The 19,777-nt window shown below is 69.1% G+C and carries 18 protein-coding genes; 5 read left to right on the plus strand and 13 right to left on the minus strand.

Features of this window, described 5'->3' with window-relative positions:
* Positions 1–40 precede the first annotated feature (40 nt).
* Positions 41–1,276 (plus strand): DUF349 domain-containing protein, encoded by a 1,236-nt coding sequence (locus NS220_RS15520; protein ID WP_081323220.1) that lies wholly within the window; start codon positions 41–43, stop codon positions 1,274–1,276.
* A 63-nt stretch (positions 1,277–1,339) separates the two neighbouring features.
* A complete protein-coding gene (locus NS220_RS15525; RefSeq protein ID WP_058624924.1) occupies positions 1,340–1,954 on the plus strand; it encodes a hypothetical protein in 615 nt (204 codons plus the stop codon).
* On the opposite strand, the gene NS220_RS15530 is transcribed toward NS220_RS15525, so the two are convergent.
* The 10 genes from NS220_RS15530 to pdxS form a co-directional block, all read right to left on the minus strand.
* Complete coding sequence (locus tag NS220_RS15530; protein ID WP_058624925.1) at positions 1,941–4,193, minus strand: RelA/SpoT family protein; 2,253 nt, start codon at positions 4,191–4,193, stop codon at positions 1,941–1,943. The genes NS220_RS15525 and NS220_RS15530 overlap by 14 nt on opposite strands.
* Positions 4,194–4,259: 66 nt before the next feature.
* Entirely contained in the window at positions 4,260–5,246 is a 987-nt protein-coding gene (gene secF / locus NS220_RS15535; protein ID WP_058624926.1) for a protein translocase subunit SecF, read from the minus strand.
* Positions 5,246–6,952, minus strand: coding sequence for a protein translocase subunit SecD (gene secD, locus NS220_RS15540; protein ID WP_058624927.1), 1,707 nt, complete (start codon positions 6,950–6,952; stop codon positions 5,246–5,248). Before secD ends, secF begins: the two co-directional genes overlap by 1 nt.
* Before the next feature lie 48 nt (positions 6,953–7,000).
* A complete protein-coding gene (locus tag NS220_RS15545; RefSeq protein WP_058624928.1) occupies positions 7,001–7,462 on the minus strand; it encodes a preprotein translocase subunit YajC in 462 nt (153 codons plus the stop codon).
* A gap of 83 nt (positions 7,463–7,545) precedes the next feature.
* On the minus strand, positions 7,546–8,589 hold the full coding sequence (gene ruvB / locus NS220_RS15550; protein WP_058624929.1) for a Holliday junction branch migration DNA helicase RuvB: 1,044 nt from the start codon (positions 8,587–8,589) through the stop codon (positions 7,546–7,548).
* Positions 8,582–9,202 (minus strand): Holliday junction branch migration protein RuvA, encoded by a 621-nt coding sequence (gene ruvA / locus NS220_RS15555; protein WP_058624930.1) that lies wholly within the window; start codon positions 9,200–9,202, stop codon positions 8,582–8,584. Before ruvA ends, ruvB begins: the two co-directional genes overlap by 8 nt.
* Before the next feature lie 9 nt (positions 9,203–9,211).
* Positions 9,212–9,814 (minus strand): crossover junction endodeoxyribonuclease RuvC, encoded by a 603-nt coding sequence (gene ruvC, locus NS220_RS15560; protein ID WP_058624940.1) that lies wholly within the window; start codon positions 9,812–9,814, stop codon positions 9,212–9,214.
* Positions 9,815–9,862: 48 nt separating this feature from the next.
* On the minus strand, positions 9,863–10,621 hold the full coding sequence (locus tag NS220_RS15565) for a YebC/PmpR family DNA-binding transcriptional regulator (RefSeq protein ID WP_058624931.1): 759 nt from the start codon (positions 10,619–10,621) through the stop codon (positions 9,863–9,865).
* Between the two features lie 10 nt (positions 10,622–10,631).
* The gene (pdxT, locus tag NS220_RS15570; protein ID WP_058624932.1) at positions 10,632–11,252 is read right to left on the minus strand and encodes a pyridoxal 5'-phosphate synthase glutaminase subunit PdxT; all 621 of its coding nucleotides are present in this window, start codon (positions 11,250–11,252) and stop codon (positions 10,632–10,634) included.
* Positions 11,242–12,126, minus strand: a complete 885-nt coding sequence (pdxS, locus tag NS220_RS15575) for a pyridoxal 5'-phosphate synthase lyase subunit PdxS (RefSeq protein ID WP_058624933.1) — start codon at positions 12,124–12,126, stop codon at positions 11,242–11,244. The genes pdxT and pdxS overlap by 11 nt, the downstream gene beginning before the upstream one ends.
* Positions 12,127–12,245: 119 nt before the next feature.
* Between pdxS and NS220_RS15580 the strand changes: the two genes are divergently transcribed.
* Both NS220_RS15580 and pdxY read left to right on the plus strand, forming a co-directional pair.
* On the plus strand, positions 12,246–13,583 hold the full coding sequence (locus NS220_RS15580; RefSeq protein WP_058624934.1) for an aminotransferase class I/II-fold pyridoxal phosphate-dependent enzyme: 1,338 nt from the start codon (positions 12,246–12,248) through the stop codon (positions 13,581–13,583).
* Positions 13,580–14,434 (plus strand): pyridoxal kinase PdxY, encoded by an 855-nt coding sequence (gene pdxY / locus NS220_RS15585; protein WP_058624935.1) that lies wholly within the window; start codon positions 13,580–13,582, stop codon positions 14,432–14,434. The genes NS220_RS15580 and pdxY overlap by 4 nt, the downstream gene beginning before the upstream one ends.
* 72 nt (positions 14,435–14,506) lie before the next feature.
* On the opposite strand, the gene NS220_RS15590 is transcribed toward pdxY, so the two are convergent.
* The 3 genes from NS220_RS15590 to thrS all read right to left on the minus strand — a co-directional run bounded on the left by NS220_RS15590 (position 14,507) and on the right by thrS (position 18,598).
* A complete protein-coding gene (locus NS220_RS15590; RefSeq protein ID WP_058624936.1) occupies positions 14,507–15,562 on the minus strand; it encodes an RICIN domain-containing protein in 1,056 nt (351 codons plus the stop codon).
* Positions 15,563–16,022: 460 nt separating this feature from the next.
* Positions 16,023–16,616, minus strand: coding sequence for an HIT family protein (locus NS220_RS15595; protein ID WP_440589472.1), 594 nt, complete (start codon positions 16,614–16,616; stop codon positions 16,023–16,025).
* Positions 16,613–18,598 carry a threonine--tRNA ligase gene (gene thrS, locus NS220_RS15600; RefSeq protein WP_058624937.1) on the minus strand — a complete coding sequence of 662 codons (1,986 nt, stop codon included), beginning with the start codon at positions 18,596–18,598 and terminating at the stop codon, positions 16,613–16,615. Before thrS ends, NS220_RS15595 begins: the two co-directional genes overlap by 4 nt.
* A gap of 82 nt (positions 18,599–18,680) precedes the next feature.
* Here thrS and NS220_RS15605 point away from each other — a divergent pair, with 82 nt between their 5' ends.
* Positions 18,681–19,772: an SLC13 family permease gene (locus tag NS220_RS15605; protein ID WP_058624938.1), complete on the plus strand. Its 1,092-nt coding sequence runs from the start codon at positions 18,681–18,683 to the stop codon at positions 19,770–19,772.
* Positions 19,773–19,777: the final 5 nt, after the last annotated feature.

The following is a 19,777-nucleotide window of genomic DNA, read 5'->3' on the forward strand; positions in this document are numbered from 1 at the left end:
GGCCCCGGCTCCCCGCCCCGGACCGCGCCCGGGTGCGCGCGTGGCGGCGCCGACCGAGCCCTGGGGTCGCGTCGATGACGACGGCACCGTCTCGGTGCGCGAAGCCGACGGCTGGCGGGTCGTCGGTCAATACCCGGACGGGACTCCCGCCGAAGCCCTCGCGTACTTCGAGCGCAAGTTCGCCGATCTCGCGAGCGAGGTGACCCTCCTCGAGGTCCGCCACCGTCGGGGCGGCGCATCGGCGTCGGACCTCCGCGCCACTGCTCTGAGCGTCCGCGGCAAGCTCGACGGCGCGGCGGCTGTGGGCGACCTGGCCACCCTCATCGCCCGCATCGACGCGCTCACGGCGGAGCTGGCCGAAGCGAGCGAGAGCGAGGCGGCTGCGGCGAAGGAAGCCGTCGCCGAGGCCGTGCGCGAGCGCACCGTCATCGTCGAAGAGGCTGAGGCTCTCGCTGCCCGCGACCCGCAGACCGTGCAGTGGAAGCAGAGCACCGCCGACATGTCGGCTCTGTTCGACCGCTGGCAGGCGCACCAGCAGAACGGGCCTCGTCTGCCCAAGTCGACGGCTCAGCAGTTGTGGCGTCGCTTCCGTGATGCCCGCGCGAGCTTCGATCGTCACCGCCGCGAGTTCTTCTCCGCCCTGGACGAGACCCACAAGGCGGCCCGCGACGTCAAGACGCGTCTCGTGGAGCGCGCCGAAGCCCTCGCCCCGCGCGGCGAAGACGGCATCGGTGCCTACCGCGACCTGCTCGACGAGTGGAAGTCCTCGGGTCGCGCCGGCCGCAAGGTCGACGACGCGCTGTGGGCACGGTTCAAGGCGGCGGGCGATGCCCTCTACGGCGCCCGCGGTGAGCGGGAGGCCGCCGACATCGAAGCGTCGCGCGAGAAGATCGAGCAGAAGCGCGCTCTGCTCGAGCAGGCTGCTCCGATCGTCGACGAGAAGAACCTCGCCACGGCCCGTCAGCGCCTCACCGCCATCCAGCGACAGTGGGACGAGATCGGCCGCGTGTTCCCGCGCGACGTGGAGCGTGGCCTGGATGACGATCTGCGCAAGATCGAGCAGAGCGTTCGCACGCGGGAAGACGCCGACTGGAAGCGCAACGACCCTGAGCAGAAGGCGCGGGCGAACGACATGACGCGCCAGATCACCGACGCGATCGCGAAGCTCGAGTCCGAGCTCGCCGACGCCGAAGCACGCGGTGACAAGAGGGCGGCCGCCCAGGCGTCCGAGGCGCTCGAAGCGCGTCGGGGATGGCTGCGGGCCCTCGGGGGCTGATCGTCTCTCCACAGATTCCCGCCTCGGCGGGTCGGGGCGGCACCCTCGCGTCAGACTGACGGGATGGTGTCGCCCTTTCTGTACTTCCCCGGCGAGCGTCTCTCGCTCGCCGAGCTCACGGCTGCGTGTCTCGATGGCGTCCTCGTCGGGATCGGTGCGGGGTATATGCCCGCCGATGCGGCCGAGACGGGATGGATGCGCGCTCGGAGCCTCGCGCCCCTCACCGGCAGTCGACTGGCGCTGGTCCGCCTGAGCGCGGGATGGGTCCACGGCGGAGTGCACCTCGAGCCGTCCCCTCACCACCTCCAGCGCGCGTCCGCGCGTCGTGTGCGTATCACCCACGATGCCCGCGTCATCTACCACGACGTGCGGCTGGACCCGGCGGACACGATCGAGGTCGGCGGGGTGGCCGTGGCAACGCCCCCGCGCGCTCTGGCGGATCTCGCGCGACTGGACGATCCCCGGGCAGCGTCCGCCTGGGCCTCGATCGATCCCGATCTGGCGGAACGGGCGAGGGCGTGGATCCGGGAACGTCCCCGCATCCCCTACGGGCGCCGCGCCCTCGCTGTCCTCGACGGGGGTGAGCTCTCGCGGGAAGACGGAGAGGCGGTTCGCTCCGACGCGACGCCCGCGCGGATGGGACAGGGCTGCGAAGAGAAGCCGGCTACGACGAGGTGACGCGGTAGACGTCGTACACGGCGTCGATGCGACGCACGGCGTTGAGGACGCGGTCGAGATGCACGGTGTCCCCCATCTCGAAGACGAACTTGCTCAGCGCGAGGCGATCGTTGGAGGTCGACACGGTGGCCGAGAGGATGTTGACGTGGTGCTCGCTGAGCACGCGCGTGACGTCGCTGAGCAGGCCTGAGCGGTCGAGGGCCTCGACCTGGATCTGCACGAGGAACAGGCTCTTGGTCGTCGGCGCCCACTCGACGTCGATGAGACGGTCGGGGTCTTCCTTGAGCGCCTTCACATTGGTGCAGTCGCCGCGGTGCACCGAGACGCCGCTTCCGCGCGTGACGAAGCCGACGATCTCGTCGCCGGGAACGGGGGTGCAGCACTTCGCGAGCTTCACCAGGATGTCGGGGGCACCGCGGACGAGGACTCCCGAGTCGCTGTTGCGCGGAGCGCGCCGGCGCCCGACCTGCGGCAGGTCGATCGGCCCGGTCGAGGTGTCTTCCGCGCTGACCAGAGCGGTGACCTTCTCGATCACCGACTGCGTCGAGACGTGTCCTTCGCCGACGGCGGCGTACAGCGCCGAGACGTCTTCGTAGTGGAACTGCCGTGCGACCTCGGTGAACGAGTCCTGGCTCATGAGGCGCTGCAGGGGCAGGTTCTGTCGACGCATCGCGCGCGCGATGGAGTCCTTGCCCTGCTCGATCGCCTCTTCGCGGCGTTCCTTCGTGAACCAGCCGCGGATCTTGTTTCGCGCGCGGGTGCTCTTGACGAAGCCGAGCCAGTCCTGGCTGGGCCCGGCATCGGGATTCTTCGAGGTGAACACCTCGACGACGTCCCCGCTCTGCAGGGCGGTCTCCAGCGGCACCAGCCGACCGTTGACCTTCGCCCCCATGGTGCGGTGGCCGATCTCGGTGTGCACGGCGTAGGCGAAATCGACGGGGGTGGCGCCCGCGGGCAGACCGATGACGCGCCCCTTCGGGGTGAAGACGTAGACCTCTTTCGCACCGATCTCGAAGCGCAGCGAATCGAGGAACTCCCCCGGGTCGGCGGTCTCGGCTTGCCAGTCGGAGATGTGCGCGATCCAGGCCATGTCGGCGTCGACGGCCTTGGCATCCGCCTTGCCGCCGGCCATGCGCTCTTTGTACTTCCAGTGGGCCGCGACGCCGAACTCGGCTTGCTGGTGCATCTCGTGCGTGCGGATCTGGATCTCGACCGTGCGACCGCCGGGCCCGATCACCGTCGTGTGGAGCGATTGGTACAGGTTGAACTTCGGCGTCGCGATGTAGTCCTTGAATCGCCCCGGCAGCGGTGTCCAGCGCGCGTGGATCGCGCCGAGCACCGCGTAGCAGTCGCGCACCGTGCCCACGAGGATCCGGATGCCGATCAGGTCGTAGATGTCGTCGAACTCGCGGCCGCGAACGACCATCTTCTGGTAGACGGAGTAGAGCTGCTTCGGGCGCCCCATGACGCGGCCGCGCACACGGAGCTCGCGGAGGTCGGCGTCGACCGCGTCGATGACGTTCTGCACGTACTGCTCGCGTTGCGGCGTGCGCTGCTTGACCAGGCTCTCGATCTCGGCGTAGAGCTTGGGATGCATCACGGCGAAGGACAGGTCCTCGAGTTCGCTCTTGATGGCCTGGATGCCGAGCCGGTGAGCCAGCGGAGCGTAGATCTCGAGGGTCTCGGTGGCCTTCTTCGCCGCCTTGTGCGGGGGAACGAACCCCCACGTCCGCGCGTTGTGCAGGCGGTCGGCGAGCTTGATGAGGAGCACGCGGATGTCTTTCGACATCGCGACGATCATCTTGCGGACGGTCTCCGCCTGCGCGCTGTCGCCGTACTTGACCTTGTCGAGCTTCGTGACGCCGTCGACGAGCATGGCGACCTCGTCGCCGAAGTCGGCGGCGAGCTCGTCGAGCGGGTAACCGGTGTCTTCGACCGTGTCGTGCAGAAGGGCCGCGGCGATCGCCTTCGGGCCCAGGCCGAGCTCGGCGAGGATCTGCGCCACCGCGAGGGGGTGGGTGATGTACGGCTCACCGCTCTGACGCTTCTGTCCGTCGTGCGCCTTGTCGGCCACCGCGTAGGCGCGCTCGATGATCCCGAGGTCGCCCTTCGGGTGATGGGTGCGGACGGTGCGCAGCAGCTTGTCGACGTCGTCACGGCGAGCCGCGCGCGAGAAGATGCGCGGAACGAGCCGACGAAGGGAAGACGGCGGTGGTGCGGAGGCCGTGGTCTCGGTCATCTCTGCCCCTCCCCCGTCGTGACGTCAGTCTGTCAATCCTACGCCCGGCGGAGCGGGCCCCCGCCGTCAGGCGGGGACGCCCGCCTTCTCCCGCGCGGACCGTACGCGTGCGTCGCGCTGAGCGATCGCCGGCTCGCGCTCCCGGAGCAGCGCGTACAGCGGCACGGCGACGAACAGTGTCGAGTACGCGGCCACCAGGGTCCCGACGAAGATCGACAGGGAGATGTCGCTCAGGGTCCGTGCACCGAGCGGCACACCGATGAACAGGATGGCGCCGATCGGCAGCACCGCGACGATCGTCGTGTTGATCGAGCGGATGAGGGTCTGGTTCGCGGCGAGGTTGACCGACTCGGCGAAGGTGCGCCCGGAGATCTCTCCGTCTTCGCGTGTGTTCTCCCTCACCTTGTCGAAGACGACCGTGGTGTCGTACAGGGCGTACGAGAGGATCGTGAGGAAGCCGATCACCGCCGCGGGAGAGATCTCGAATCCGAACAGCGCGTAGATGCCGATGGTGATGACGAGCACGTCGACGAGGCCGATGATGGCCGCGACCGACATCTTCCACGTGCGGAAGTACAGCGCGAGGATGAGGAAGGTCAGAGCCAGGAAGATCGCGAGACCCCAGAGCGACTGACGGGTGACGTCGGCGCCCCACGTCGCTCCGATGAAGGAGTTGGTGACCTCGGAGCTGGGCACGTCGTACGCCGAGGCGAGCGCGGCGGAGACGGCCTGCGTCTCGTCGTTGCTCATCTGGTCGGTCTGCACGCGGACGGCCTGGTCGTTGATCACGGTGACGCGCGTGGAGGCCCCCGGGACGACGGAGGAGACCGCCTGCGTCGCGAGCGACTGGTCGACGGTCGCCGGGTTCGAGACCGTGAACTGCGAGCCACCGGTGAACTCGATCGAGAACTGGATGGGTCGGACCAGCGGAACGAGCGCCGCACCGATCACGAGGAGTGCGGCGATGAGGAACCAGATCCGCCGGCGCTGGACGAACGGGAAGGAGGTCTTCCCCGAATAGAGGTCGTTGCCGAGCTGCGTCATGGAGCGCATCAGTCGTCTCCCTCCTTCGTGGAGTGGCTATCGCCTCGAGTGGCGGCAAGCTCGGCCTGCTTGCGTTCCGCGATGGTCTGGCGGCGCTGCGCCTCGCCGCGCGAGCGCTTGGTCCGGCCGCTGTCGGCGATGGGGGCCCGGAATTGCGCGCGACCGCGATAGACGGCGCCGAGGGCCTCGGGGTCCATACCGGACAGGGGGTGGCCCGAGCCGAAGAACCGGGTCCGGGCCAGCAACTGCATCACCGGGTGGGTGAACAGGATGAAGATCAGGATATCGATCGCTGTCGTGAGCCCGAGGGTGAAGGCGAAGCCCTTCACCGTGGCATCCGCCAGGATGTACAGCACGACGGCGGCGAGGATGTTGATCGACTTCGAGATGTAGATCGTCCGCTTGGCGCGCGACCAGCCGTCTTCGACGGCCGCCGTGATCGACTTGCCGTCGCGCAGCTCGTCTCGAATGCGTTCGAAGTAGACGATGAACGAGTCTGCGGTGAACCCGATCGTGATGATGAGGCCCGCGACGCCGGCGAGCGACAGGCGGAAGCCCATGCGCCAGGCCAGGATGCAGAGCATCACGTAGGTCAGGACCGCCATCACCCCGAGGGAGGCGATGATCACCGTGCCCAGGGCGCGGTACACGATCAGCGAGTAGAGGGCGACGAGCGCCAGACCGATCAGACCGGCGATGAAGCCGACCTGCAGCTGCTGGGACCCGAGGGTCGCGGAGACGGTGTCGGAGCTGACGACGTTGAAGCTCAGCGGCAGGGCACCGTACTTCAGCTGATCGGCCAGGGCCTTCGAGGACTCCTGCGTGAAGCTGCCCGTGATGCTGGGGCGACCGTCGAGGATGATGCCGTTCATCGACGGGGCGGACAGCACCGACCCGTCGAGGACGAAGGCGAACTGGTTGAACGGAGCCTGCTTGCCGTAGAGGCGCTGGCTGATCTTGCCGAACTTCTCGGTGCCCTGGTCGTTGAAGACGAGGTTCACGGCCCAGCGGCCGGTGTTCTGCTCCTGGCCGTTCGTGGCATCCGCGATGTCGTCGCCGTCGATCTCGACCGGACCGAGGATGTACTTCGTGCCGTCCTGGAGGCCACACGTGATCATGGGCTGGTCCGTGGGCGCCTGCGCGGGGTTGCTCGGCGGGTTCGCGCAGTCGTACGCGAGGAACTGCGCTTGCAGCGCCGGCGTGATGTACGCCGGGTCGCTGCCGTCCGTCGGCGAGGCGGTGGGCGTGGACGGCAGATTCGCGTCGGGTGTGGGGTACGCAGTGGTGTTGCCGTCCTGGCCCACGAAGGTGGTCGCGGGCGACCCGGTGAACAGGACGGGCCGCAGCTGCAGCTGGGCCGAGCTCTGGATGCGCTGACGCGTGGCCTCGTCCGCCTCGCCCGGGATCTGCACGACGATCTTGTCGCTGCCCTCGGTGGCGATGTCGGTCTCGCCCACGCCGGACGCGTCGACGCGCTGGCGGATGATCGAGACCGCCTGCTGGAGCTGCTCCGAGTCGGGCGTGGCGCCGTCGGTGGTCTGCGCCTGCAGGATGATCTGCGTCCCGCCTTGGAGGTCGAGGGCGAGGTCAGGGGTCCAGGAACTGGCCTTGAAGGCGTACACACCGAGGGCGTTCAGACCGAACAGCACCGCCGTGATGGCGAGGAGACCGGTCAGAACACGCCAGGCATGGCGGACGGGAGGAGAGGACGCCACGGAGTCGGCTTTCTATGCGGCGGGACGAGAGAACGAACGGTCGAGGCGTCAGGCCTGCGGACGGTCCTTGTCGGTGCGGTCGGCGTCGGCTTCGGCAGCCTGGCGGGCAGTGCGGTGGTCGTCGCTGATCGAGGTGATCTCGCCCTCGGCGACACCGGCGACGTACTCGGCCTCGGTTTCTTCGGCCTCGATGAACTCGTCCTCGGTGACGGTGCCCGAGGTCGGGTCCACGATGCGCAGGACCGCCTGGCTGTGGACCTTGATGACGACGCCGGGAGCGATCTCGACGTGCGCGGGCTTGTCGAGGTCTTCCCCGTCGTACTCGACGATCGTGCCGTACAGTCCGCCCTGGAGAAGGACCTCCGCGCCGGGAACCGTCTGACGCGCCTTCTCCTCCAGCTCGAGCTTCTGCTTCTGCATGCGGCGGCGCGAGCTCCAGAACATGAAGATCAGGAGGCCGATCAGCAGGATGATGAGGCCGTAGTTGGCGAAGAAGCTCGCGAAATCCATGGAGGCGGTGCACCTTTCAGGTCAGGCGCGCCGTGCGGCACTGCCTAGCGGGGGTCGGGGAATCCCTCGCCGAGTATAGGTCATCACCCCTGGCTGAAGCGGAGCAGCCCGTCCGGGTGAGGAGCGCCGAGGTGGTCGTAGGCCTCGGGGGTGGCCACGCGACCCCTCGGTGTGCGTCCCATGAAGCCGATCCGCACGAGGTACGGCTCGACCACCGACTCGATGGTCTCGGGTTCCTCGCCGACCGCTACCGCGAGTGTGCTGAGCCCCACCGGCCCTCCGCGGAATCGGCGCACGAGAGCGTCGAGCACCGCACGGTCGAGGCGGTCGAGGCCGATGGCGTCGACGTCGTAGAGATCGAGGGCGGCCCCCACGGTGCGGACATCGGCGTCGCCGTCGTCGGCGCCGTCGGAGGGCCCGTGCACGACGAGGTAGTCGCGCACCCGACGCAACAGGCGGTTGGCGATGCGGGGCGTACCCCGCGAGCGGCGGGCGATCTCGGAACGCGCCGTTCCCGGCAGGCCCACGTCGAGCATGGATGCCGATCTCGACACGACCCGCTCGAGTTCTTCGGGTTCGTAGTACTCGAGGTGCGCGGTGAAGCCGAAGCGATCGCGCAACGGGTTGGGGAGGAGCCCGGCGCGGGTCGTCGCCCCGACAAGGGTGAACGGCGACAGGTCGAGCGGGATGCTCGTGGCCCCGGCGCCCTTGCCGACCATGATGTCGATGCGGAAGTCCTCCATGGCGAGATACAGCATCTCTTCGGCCGAACGCGCCATGCGATGGATCTCGTCGATGAACAGCACTTCTCCCGGCGTCAGCGACGACAGCAGCGCCGCGAGGTCGCCGGCGTGCTGGATCGCGGGCCCGCTTGACAGCCGCAGGGGCCGCCCGCTCTCGTGGGCGACGATCATCGCGAGCGTCGTCTTGCCGAGACCGGGAGGGCCCGACAGGAGGATGTGGTCGGGTGAGCGCTGCTGGATGCGGGCCGCGTCGAGCAGGAGCTGCAGCTGACCGCGCACCTTCTGCTGGCCGACGAACTCGGCCAGTGACGTGGGGCGGAGCGCCCCCTCGATCGCGAGCTCCGTCTCGTCGTCGGGGGTTGCGGCGTCGCGGACGTCAGCCACCCACGGTCTCCTTGCGTGCGGGGCCGAGGAGCGCGAGCGTGAGGCGCAGCAGGGCTTGGACCGAGGCGCGGTCGCTCTCAGACGCGCTTTCGGCGACGGATGCCACCGCCTCGGCCGCCGTGCGCTCGGTCCAGCCGAGACCCACGAGAGCCTGGGTGACCTGCAGGGGCACCTGTCCGTGGGCGGCGACGGCCGCGGGAGCCGCGGTGGGGGCGACGGCGAGCTTGCCCGCCAACTGCACGACGATGAGCTTCGCGGTCTTGGGCCCGATGCCGGAGACGCGGCGGAAGGGGGCGTCGTCATCGTCGGTGACCGCCTGGGCGATCTGCGGCACGGTCAAGGACGACAGCACACCCAGCGCCGACTTCGGGCCGACGCCCGTGACGCTGATGAGCTGCGTGAAGACGGTGAGCTCTTCTCGACTCTCGAAACCGTAGAGCGAGAGGGCGTCCTCGCGCACGATGAGGTTCGTGTGCACGTGGACGTCATCGCCGATGTGCACGGTCCGCGCGAACTGCGACGTGACGGCCACCGTGAAGCCGACGCCGCCCACGACGATGACCAGAGAGTCGTCGGCGACATGAGCCGCGGTCCCGTGGAGCGAAGAGATCATGCGCTCAGCTTACGCGTCGCTTCGTACATGTGTTCGAGCGACACGAGGTGAGGGCGAACGCCTCTTCTCGGCATCCCTCCAGGCGCGCTGAGCGGGGGTGAGGGTCGTCTCGCCGGGAGCCGGGGACCCTCCCCCTCGCCACGCGTGGCACAGCGCGATCGCCAGAGCGTCCGCGGCGTCGGCCGGTTGCGGCAGTGCATCGAGTCGCAACACCCGCGCCACCATCGTCTGCACCTGCAGCTTGTCGGCGGATCCGTATCCGGTGATCGCCGCCTTGACCTCGCTGGGGGTGTGGGTGGCGGCGGGGATGCCGTGCTCGGCCGCCAGGAGCAGCGCGATGCCGCTCGCCTGAGCGGTGCCCATCACCGAGTGGCGGTTGTTCTGCGCGAAGACGCGCTCCACGGCGACGACCTGGGGATCGTGCTCACGCAGGATCGAACGGATGCCGGCGGCGATCGCCGCGAGGCGCTTCTCGATCGGATCGCCCGTCGACGACCTCACGACCCCGACGTGCACGAGAGATGCCGTGCGGTTGGGGGACACGTCGACGACACCGATGCCGCAGCGGGTCAGGCCGGGGTCGATGCCGAGGACGCGGAGGGAACGAGACACGGCCCCCACGCTAAGCGCAGGGGCCGTGGTCGAGCTCAGGGCGCGCCCTTACTCGTCGTTCTCGAGCTCGGCCTGCACCTCGGGGGTGAGGTCGAAGTTCGTGTAGACGTTCTGGACGTCGTCGCTGTCTTCGAGCGCATCGATCAGGCGGAACACCTTGCGGGCGGTGTCGGCGTCGACCTCGATCTTCAACGAGGGGACGAACTCGACGTCGGCCGAGTCGTACTCGATGCCGGCGTCCTGCAGAGCGGAGCGCACCGTGACGAGGTCGCTCGCCTCGGTGATGATCCCGAAGCCGTCACCGTGCGGCTCGATCTCCTCGGCTCCGGCCTCGAGGGTCGCGAGCATGACGTCGTCCTCGGTCGTGCCCTCACTCGGCACGACGATGACACCCTTGCGGCTGAAGTTGTACGCCACGCTGCCCGGGTCGGCGAGTGTGCCGCCGTTGCGGCTGAGCGCGGTGCGCACCTCGGCCGCCGCGCGGTTCTTGTTGTCGGTCAGACACTCGATGAGGAACGCCACGCCGTTGGGGCCGTAGCCCTCGTACATGATCGACAGGTACTCGACGGCTTCGCCGCCGATGCCCGCGCCGCGCTTGATCGCGCGGTCGATGTTGTCTTTGGGGACCGAGGTCTTCTTGGCCTTCAGGACGGCGTCGAAGAGGGTCGGGTTGCCCTGCAGGTCGGCGCCGCCGAGCTTGGCCGCGACCTCGATGTTCTTGATGAGCTTGGCCCACGACTTGGCGCGGCGGGCATCGACGACCGCCTTCTTGTGCTTGGTCGTGGCCCATTTGGAGTGTCCGGACATAGGTTCCAGTCTAGAACGCGGGTGCGCCCGCGCCGCGTCGCGCGCGGACGTGCGCGAGGAAACGTTCGTGGAAGCGCGTCTCGCCCGTCGATTCGGGGTGGAACGCCGTACCGAGCAGCGCCCCCTGCTCGATCGCGACGACCCGCCCATCGGGAAGGGATGCCAGGGGCTCGGCGTCCCTTCCCCACTCCACGACCGCGGGCGCCCGGATGAACACGGCGTGCACGGGCGCATCGCCCAGGGCGGGGACCGCGAGGCCGGTCTCGAACGATTGCGTCTGGGGACCGAAGGCGTTGCGCTGCACCCGTACGTCCAGGCCGCCGAACGTCCGCTGACCGGCGATGGCCCCGTCGACGCGGTCGGCGAGCAGGATGAGACCCGCGCACGTGCCGTACATCGGCATCCCCGCGGCGATCGCGTCGCGGATCGGGTCGAACATCCCGAACGCGCGGGCGAGCTTGTCGATGACGCTCGACTCGCCGCCGGGGAGGACGAGGCCCTCCACGGCGGCGAGCTCCTCGGGCCGGCGCACGGGTCGCGCGTCGGCGCCGAGAGCGCTCAGCACGGCGAGGTGCTCGCGCACGTCGCCCTGCAGGGCGAGGACGCCGACGCGGGGGCTGTTACCAGCCACGCTCGGCCAGGCGGTGCGGGGCGGGGAGGTCGCTGACGTTGATGCCGACCATCGCCTCGCCGAGCCCGCGCGAGGCTTCCGCGACGATCTTCGGGTCGTCGTGGAAGGTGGTGGCCTTCACGATCGCGGCGGCGCGCTCGGCGGGGTTGCCGGACTTGAAGATGCCGGAGCCGACGAACACGCCGTCGGCGCCCAGCTGCATCATCATCGCGGCGTCGGCCGGGGTGGCCACTCCCCCGGCGGTGAAGAGCACGACCGGGAGCTTCCCCGTCTCGGCGATCTCGGCGACGAGGTCGTAGGGGGCCTGCAGCTCCTTGGCGGCGACGTACAGCTCGTCCTTCGTCTTCGCGCGGAGCGCGTTGATCTCGGCGCGGATGGTGCGGATGTGCTTGGTCGCCTCCGACACGTCTCCCGTGCCGGCCTCGCCCTTGGAGCGGATCATCGCCGCGCCCTCGGTGATGCGGCGAAGCGCCTCGCCGAGGTTGGTCGCACCGCACACGAACGGCACGGTGAAGTTCCACTTGTCGATGTGGTTCACGTAGTCGGCGGGCGAGAGCACCTCGGACTCGTCGATGTAGTCGACGCCGAGCTCCTGCAGGATCTGCGCCTCGACGAAGTGCCCGATGCGCGCCTTGGCCATGACGGGGATCGAGACGGATGCCACGATGTCGTCGATCAGGTCGGGATCGCTCATGCGTGCCACGCCGCCCTGCGCGCGGATGTCGGCGGGCACGCGCTCGAGCGCCATGACGGCGACGGCGCCGGCGTCCTCGGCGATGCGAGCCTGCTCGGCGGTGACGACGTCCATGATGACGCCGCCCTTGAGCATCTCGGCGAGACCGCGCTTGACGCGCGAGGTTCCGGTGTCGGTCATGTTCACTCCGTTCCGCGCTCGGCGCGCGATCGTCCGCGCGTCGGGTCGCGCGCTGTTTGGCTTAGGCCAAAACGTAGCATGGCTCAGGACATAGAGTGGTCCTCGACCCAGGGGGGCGTATGACCATCGACATGACCGGGCGTTCGGCATCCGGAATCGCGGCCGACCTGCGGGAGCGGATCGAACGCGGCGAGCTCCGGCCGGGCACGTTGCTGCCCTCCGTGCGCGCCGTCGCCGCCGACCTCGGCGTCAACCGCAACACCGTGGTCGCCGCCTATCGACAACTCGCCCAGGCGGGGCTCGTCGAAGCGCGCGGGCGCGGCGGCACGCGCGTGGCCGATCGGACGACCGTGGCGCAAGAGGGGTACGCCCCCGACACCGTGCTGCGCGATGTGGGCACCGGCAACCCCGACCCGGCGCTCATCCCCGATCCCACGGCCGCCCTCGTCCGCTCCACCCGGCCGGTCCTCTACGGCGAGCCGGTCATCGATCCGGGTCTCGAGGCCTGGGCTCGCGAGTGGATGGCGGACCACCTCGCCCCCGGCGACCTGCGCATCACGGTGACGAGCGGCGCGAGCGACGCGATCGAGCGACTGCTCGCTCAGGCGCTGCAGCGCGACGATGCCGTGGCTCTCGAGGACCCCTGCTTCCTCTCGGCCCTGCACACGGTGCGCACGGGCGGGTACCGTGCCGTTCCGGTGGCGGTGGATGCCGAGGGCATGACCGTCGACGGGCTCCGCGCCGCGCTCGAGGCGGGCGTGCGTGCCGTGATCGTCACGCCTCGCGCCCACAACCCCACCGGCGCGAGCCTCAGCGCCGAGCGCGCCGCGGCGCTGCGCGACCTGTTGGCGGCACACCCCTACGTCCTCGTCATCGAGGACGATCACTTCTCCCTGCTCTCGCGCGCACCGCTGCACTCCGTCATCGGGTCGGGGCAGCGGCGGTGGGCCCGCATCCGCTCGATGTCGAAGTTCCTCGGACCCGACACGTGCCTCGCCGTCACGGCATCCGATCCCGACACCGCCGACGGACTCGCCGTGCGCCTCACCCCCGGGACGACGTGGGTGAGCCACATCCTGCAGCGGATGACGCTCGCGCTCGTCACGGACGACGCGGTCCGCGCGCACATCGAGCGTGCCGCGACGCACTACGCCGACCGCAACGCGGCGTTCGCCCGCGCGCTGACCGAGCGCGGGCTCCCCGTCACTCCCGGCGACGGCCTCAACCTGTGGGTTCCGCTGCCCGTGCCCGCGGCGAGCGTGCGTGACGATCTCATGCGCCGCGGCTGGCTCGTCCGCGAGGGTGACCCGTTCTTCCTCTCCCCCGCCACCGGGTCGTTCCTGCGCCTGACGGTGCACGATCTCGATGCGGCATCGGCGACGGCTCTGGCCGAAGACCTCGCCACCGCCGCCGGAACGCGTCGGCCCACCACGCGAGGTGGAAGGATCGGAGCATGAAGGTTCTCTCGATCCAGTCGGCCGTCGCGTACGGACATGTCGGCAACTCCGCCGCCGTCTTCCCCCTCCAGCGCATCGGCGTCGAGGTTCTCCCCGTGTACACGGTCAACTTCTCCAATCACACGGGTTACGGCGCGTGGCGTGGACCGCTCATCTCGCCCGACGACGTCGCCGCGGTGATCACCGGCATCGAAGAGCGAGGGATCTTCCCCGAGATCGACGTCGTGCTCTCGGGGTATCAGGGCGGCGAGGGTATCGCCGATGTCATCATCGACACCGTCGCGCGGGTCAAGAAGGCGAATCCGGATGCCGTGTACGCCTGCGACCCGGTCATGGGCAACGCCAAGTCGGGGTGCTTCGTGGCTCCCGCGATTCCGGAGTTGCTGCGCGAGCGCGTCGTGCCCGTCGCCGACATCCTCACCCCGAACCAGTTCGAGCTCGGCTTCCTCACCGGCACCGAGCCCGGCAGCGTCGACTCGACCCTCGAATCGGCTGACGCGCTGCGCGCCCGCGGCCCGCGGACGATCCTCGTCACGAGCGTCGAGCGTCCCGATCGCGAGGCCGACACGATTGAGATGATGGTCGTCGACGACAACGGCGCGTGGATCGTGCAGACGCCGCTCATCCCCATGAAGGCGAACGGTTCGGGCGACGTCACGGCGGCTCTGTTCACGGCGCACTACCGCCGGAGCGGCGGCGACGCGGCCGACGCGCTGGCGCGCACGGCATCCAGTGTCTTCGACCTGCTGACGAACACGTACGAGTCGGGTTCGCGCGAGCTGCGCCTGATCGAGTCGCAGGAGGCCTACGCCCACCCGCGCCTGCAGTTCTCGGTGCGCCAGGTGCGCTGAGCGTTCTTGTGCTCGACGCACCGATGCCGGCCCGGGTCGTCACGCCCGGGCCGGCATCGGTGCCTCAGGGGTTCACAGGCCGTCGTGGTGCATCGCTTGCACGAGGCGCACGTTGCGGTCGAAGGCCGTCTCGCTGAACTCATCCGAGTAGTTCAGGCCGTACGGCCACATGTGGGTGCCTCCGCAGTTGATACGGGCATCCGAGCCGTCCCAGGACTTCAGCAGCGGGAGCGCGGCGGGCCAGTCCTGTGCGTCGCACTTGCTCTGGAAGTGAGACGCCGTTCCCACGCCGACCGTGTGCGCGATCTCGTGCAGGGCCGTTCCCTCGACCATGTACGAACGGTTCGACCCGAAGCGGATGTCGCCGTTGATGTTGGCATCCGCGGTGGGCACTCCGGGCACGTACGAGACGTTCAGGTGGCGCCACGTGTTGTTGAACTTGTTGTATCGCGCGATCGCACGGTCCATCGCGTCGGTGATGCGCGCGTAGGCGTCGAGCTCGTCGGCCGAGGGGTTCGACGACTTGTAGAGCGTGTAGGTCATCTTCGACACGTTCGGGTCGGTGAGTCGCCAGCGCTGGACGCCGGAGCCGTTGCACGTCACCTGCGAGAGCAGGCCGCCGTCGACGGGTGACGCGACGCTCTGCAGGCAGAGGTTGTTGTACTTGTTGCGGATCTCGGTCCACCCGCCCCCGACATCCGTTAGCTGCCACTGTTGGACGTCGATACCGTTGCAGGTCCACTGCCGTACCTCTGACCCGCTCGCGGTGGCGAAGTTGAAGTTGTCGAGGCAGAGGTTGCTGTACTTGTTCTTGATCTCGGCGTAGCCGTTGCCGAGGTCGGTGATGGCCCACAGCTGGTTCTGGCCCTCGAGGCAGGTCCACTGGCGCACCTCCGCGCCGGGCTGCGTCTTGAAGTCGAAATCGTCGAGGCAGAGGGTGTTCTGCTGGTTGCGGATCTCCTGATTCGTGCCCGTGCCGACCGGCGCCGTGGGGGCGGCCGTGGCCGGTGCGGCCGTCGCGAGGGTCGTGAGGCCGATGACGAGGGATGCGAAGACTGCGGCGAGCGCCCTCGCCTTCGCGCCTCTCTTCGTGGGGGGCGTCGTCCGGGACGTCGTCGTCCGTGACATGGGGTGCCTTTCGGTTCGTCGGATCACCGACGCCGGTGTTCCGAGGGTGTGCGACGCACGGGGTCAGCCGGGCGAGGCGGATTTCCGCGTGCGCGTGCGCCCCACCCTGCGCCATGGGGACGCGGGGGTCGCCGATCTCATCGGTGGAAGACATCGCCGGGGGGACGCGGTCATCGCGAAGTGGAAGGTGAATGTTCTCGCTAACACTTCGCTTATCGGCCACCTTGCCGCAACCGGTTCGACGATGTCAAGATGCAAATCGGCACGGTGCCCACGAAACGGATGTCGACCGTGCGAGGGCGCTTTCCGCTCGGCGGTGGCGACGGCCGACACGCCTGCGTCGACGTGCCCCACCGGCCGCGTCGACGACGTTCGGTCCGTGCGGCGGCGGACGAGGTGGCGGCCCCGGCCCCCAGAGTCGACCTCGGCGCCTCCTCGAACGGCGTGAGGCCGGCGGAGGTCAGCCCCGCCCGGCCTCGTCCCATGCGGCGGCGACCGTGCGCCGGACGTCGCCCAGGAGCTGGGGCAACGCCTTCGTCTTGGCGATGATCGGGAAGAAGTTCGCGTCCGAGGCCCACCGCGGAACGATGTGCTGGTGCAGGTGCGCGTCGACGCCCGCTCCGGCGATCGCGCCCTGGTTCATCCCGAGGTTGAAACCGTCGCAGTGCGACACCGACCGCAGCACGCGCATGCCGCGCTGCGTGAGTGCACCGATCTCGGCCACCTCTTCGTCGGTCGCCTGGTCGTACGTCGCGATGTGGCGGTACGGGCACACCAGCAGGTGGCCGGAGTTGTACGGGAAGAGGTTGAGCAGCACGTAGGCCGTCCTCCCCCGCGCGACGATCAACCCATCCTCGTCGGACTTGTCCGGCGCGGCGCAGAACGGGCAGTTCTTCTCCATCGGCTCCCGGCCCGCCGAGATGTACGCCATGCGGTGCGGCGTCCACAGGCGCTGGAACTCGTCGGGCACCCCGGGGAGCGTCGCCGCGTCCGCGAGCTCTGCGTCGGTGATCGGCGCAGAGCCCGCCGCGGTGGCATCCGGGTCGCTCGTCACGCGAGGTCTTCCGCGGTGTTCACGAGCGTGCGGGCCGCGATCGCGCCGGTGATGCGCGCGACGGCCTCGTCGACCGGGATGCCGTTGAGCTGCGTGCCGTCGCGGAAGCGGAACGACACCGTGCCGTTCGAGCGGTCCTGCTCGCCGGCGATGAGCATGAGCGGCACCTTCTGCGTGGTGTGCGTGCGGATCTTCTTCTGCATCCGGTCGTCGCTGTGGTCGGCCTCGGCGCGCACGCCCTTCGTCTTGAGGTCGGCGACGATGCCCTGCAGGTAGTCGCCGTACTCGGCGGCCACCGGCACCGCCACGACCTGGACGGGGGCGAGCCACACCGGGAACGCGCCGGCGTAGTGCTCGAGCAGGATCGCGAAGAAGCGCTCGACCGAGCCGAAGAGCGCACGGTGGATCATGACCGGACGGTGCTTCTCGCCATCGGGACCGGTGTATTCGAGCTCGAACCGCTCGGGCTGGTTGAAGTCGAGCTGGATGGTCGACATCTGCCACGTGCGACCGATCGCGTCGCGTGCCTGCACCGAGATCTTCGGACCGTAGAAGGCCGCTCCACCCGGGTCGGGCACGAGCTCGAGGCCCGATGCCTCGGCGACCTCGCGCAGCGTCTCGGTCGCCTCGGTCCAGAGGGCGTCGTCGCCGATGAACTTCGGATTGCCGTCCTCTTTGGTCGACAGCTCGAGGTAGAAGTCGTTGAGGCCGTAGTCGCGGAGCGTCTGCAGCACGAAGTCGAGGCTGTGAGTCAGCTCGCCCTTGACCTGATCGGCGGTGACGTAGATGTGCGTGTCGTCCTGGGTCATGCCGCGCACGCGCGTGAGGCCCGACAGGGTCCCGCTCTTCTCATAGCGGTAGACCGACCCGAACTCGCTCAGGCGCAGCGGCAGCTCGCGGTAGCTGCGGCCGCGGGAGCGGAAGATCAGGTTGTGGAACGGGCAGTTCATGGGCTTCAGGTAATACTCCTGGCCCTCCCGCGACACGTGGCCGTCGGCATCCACGACCTCGTCGAGCACCATCGGGGGATACATACCGTCGGCGTACCACTGCAGGTGGCCGCTGGTCATGAACAGGTCGCCCTTGGTGATGTGCGGGGTGTTGACGACCTCGTAGCCGCTCGCGAGCAGGCGCTCGCGCATGTAGCGCTCGATCTCGTAGCGGATGATCCCGCCCTTGGGGTGGAACACCGAGAGACCGGGTCCGATCTCGTCGGGGAACGAGAACAGGTCGAGCTCCTTGCCGAGCTTGCGGTGGTCGCGCTTCGCGGCCTCTTCGAGGCGGTGCTGGTAGGCGCGCAGCTCGTCTTTGGTGGGCCACGCGGTGCCGTAGATGCGCTGGAGCTGCGGGTTCTTCTCGCTGCCGCGCCAGTAGGCGCCGGCGATGCGGGTGAGGTCCCAGCCGTTGCCGATGAGGCGGGTGCCGGGCACGTGGGGTCCGCGGCAGAGGTCTTTCCACGCGGTCTCTCCGTCGCGCGTGACGTTGTCGTAGATCGTCAGCTCGCCGGCTCCGACCTCGACGTTCGCGCCCTCCGCGGCCTCGGCTGAGCCGCCCTTGAGCCCGATGAGTTCGAGCTTGAACGGCTCGTCGGCGAGCTCGGCGCGAGCCTCATCGTCGGTGACGACACGACGCACGAACCGCTGGTTCTCGCGGACGATGCGCTCCATCTCCTTCTTGATGACCTTGAGGTCATCGGGGGTGAAGGGCTCGTCGACCTGGAAGTCGTAGTAGAAGCCGTCGGTGACGGGCGGACCGATCCCGAGGTTCGCCTGGGGCTTGACACGCTGGACCGCCTGGGCGAGCACGTGCGCCGTCGAGTGCCGCAGGATCGACAGGCCGTCCGCGCTGTCGATCGTCACGGGCTCCACCTCGTCGTCTGCCGTGACCGTGGTGGCGAGGTCTTTCAGCTCGCCGTTGACGCGCAGGGCGACAACCGAACGGTCGGGGAAGAGGGCGAAGCCATCGGCGGGAAAATCAGTCACAGCACATCTCCTGAAAGGGTCGCTTCCAGGCTACCGGGCGGGCGTGACCTCAACGGCACCGGACGTGCCGCATAGTGGAGCGGTGACTTTGGCCATCATCGGCGGCGTGCTCTGGATCCTCGGGATCGTCGCGCTGCTCACCGGCGTGTTCCCCGCCGACGCCGCCCTCGCCGTCGCCGATCGCGTCTGGCCCATCCTCTTGTTCGTCGTCGCCGTCACGATCGTCGCCGAACTGGCCTCGAAAGCCGGGCTCTTCGACGTCGTCGCCGCCCGTCTCGCCCGTATCGCGCGCGGACGCACGGTGTGGTTGTGGGTGCTCGTGGTGGCGCTCGCGACGGTGGCGACGGCGTTCCTCTCCCTCGATACGACCGCCGTGCTGCTGACGCCGGTCGTGGTCTCGATGGCGGTCGCGCGAAAGCTCGACCCCCTGCCCTTCGCCTTCGTCACCGTCGTGCTGGCCAACACCGCCTCGCTCGTGCTGCCCGTGTCGAATCTGACCAACCTGTTGGCATCCGAAGCTCTCGGGGGCGGGCACGACCCCGTCGCCTTCCTGGCGCTGCTGGGACCCTCGGCGTTCATCGCGATCGCCGTGTCCGTCGTCGTGCTGACGGCGGTGTTCCTCCGTCGCCTGCCGAAGACGTATCCCGCGGCCGCATCTCCCACCGTCTCCGATCCCGTCCTGCTGCGCGTGTCCGGGGTCGTCACCGTGGCTTTGCTGCCGTTGCTGGTCGTCGGCCTCGAACCGTGGATGCCGGCCCTCGGGGCCGCCGTCGTGCTCGTGGCGGCGTTCGCGTGGCGCGCGCCGCGAGCTCTCGGCATCCGTCTCGTCCCCTGGTCGCTGCTGGTCTTCGCCGGGGGGCTGTTCCTCGCCGTGGGGGCGCTGGAGGCGCTGGGGATCGGACGCGTCACCTCGGTGCTGGCGGGCACGGGTGACGACCTCGTCTCTCTCTGGCAGGTGGCGGGGGTCGGGGCACTGGCGGCGCACGGCATCAACAATCTCCCGGCGTACCTGGCGCTCGAGTCCGTCGCGGGCTCCCCTGCTCGACTGGCGGCCCTGCTCATCGGGGTCAACGCCGGACCGATCATCACGCCCTGGGCATCCCTTGCCACGCTTCTGTGCCACGACCGTCTACCCGCGGCGGGGGTCAAGGTCAACTGGGGGCGTTTCCACTGACATGG

This window comes from Microbacterium testaceum (assembly GCF_001476655.1).
GTDB classification, from domain to species: Bacteria; Actinomycetota; Actinomycetes; order Actinomycetales; family Microbacteriaceae; genus Microbacterium; species Microbacterium testaceum_C.

Coding starts and splice junctions, on each gene's coding strand:
- NS220_RS15590 (WP_058624936.1), bottom strand. CDS start 15,562: ATGTCACGGACGACGACGTCCCGGACGACGCCCCCCACGAAGAGAGGC.
- NS220_RS15565 (WP_058624931.1), bottom strand. CDS start 10,621: ATGTCCGGACACTCCAAATGGGCCACGACCAAGCACAAGAAGGCGGTC.
- pdxY (WP_058624935.1), top strand. CDS start 13,580: ATGAAGGTTCTCTCGATCCAGTCGGCCGTCGCGTACGGACATGTCGGC.
- NS220_RS15545 (WP_058624928.1), bottom strand. CDS start 7,462: ATGGATTTCGCGAGCTTCTTCGCCAACTACGGCCTCATCATCCTGCTG.
- NS220_RS15525 (WP_058624924.1), top strand. CDS start 1,340: ATGGTGTCGCCCTTTCTGTACTTCCCCGGCGAGCGTCTCTCGCTCGCC.
- pdxS (WP_058624933.1), bottom strand. CDS start 12,126: ATGACCGACACCGGAACCTCGCGCGTCAAGCGCGGTCTCGCCGAGATG.
- NS220_RS15580 (WP_058624934.1), top strand. CDS start 12,246: ATGACCATCGACATGACCGGGCGTTCGGCATCCGGAATCGCGGCCGAC.
- ruvA (WP_058624930.1), bottom strand. CDS start 9,202: ATGATCTCTTCGCTCCACGGGACCGCGGCTCATGTCGCCGACGACTCT.
- NS220_RS15530 (WP_058624925.1), bottom strand. CDS start 4,193: ATGACCGAGACCACGGCCTCCGCACCACCGCCGTCTTCCCTTCGTCGG.
- secF (WP_058624926.1), bottom strand. CDS start 5,246: ATGCGCTCCATGACGCAGCTCGGCAACGACCTCTATTCGGGGAAGACC.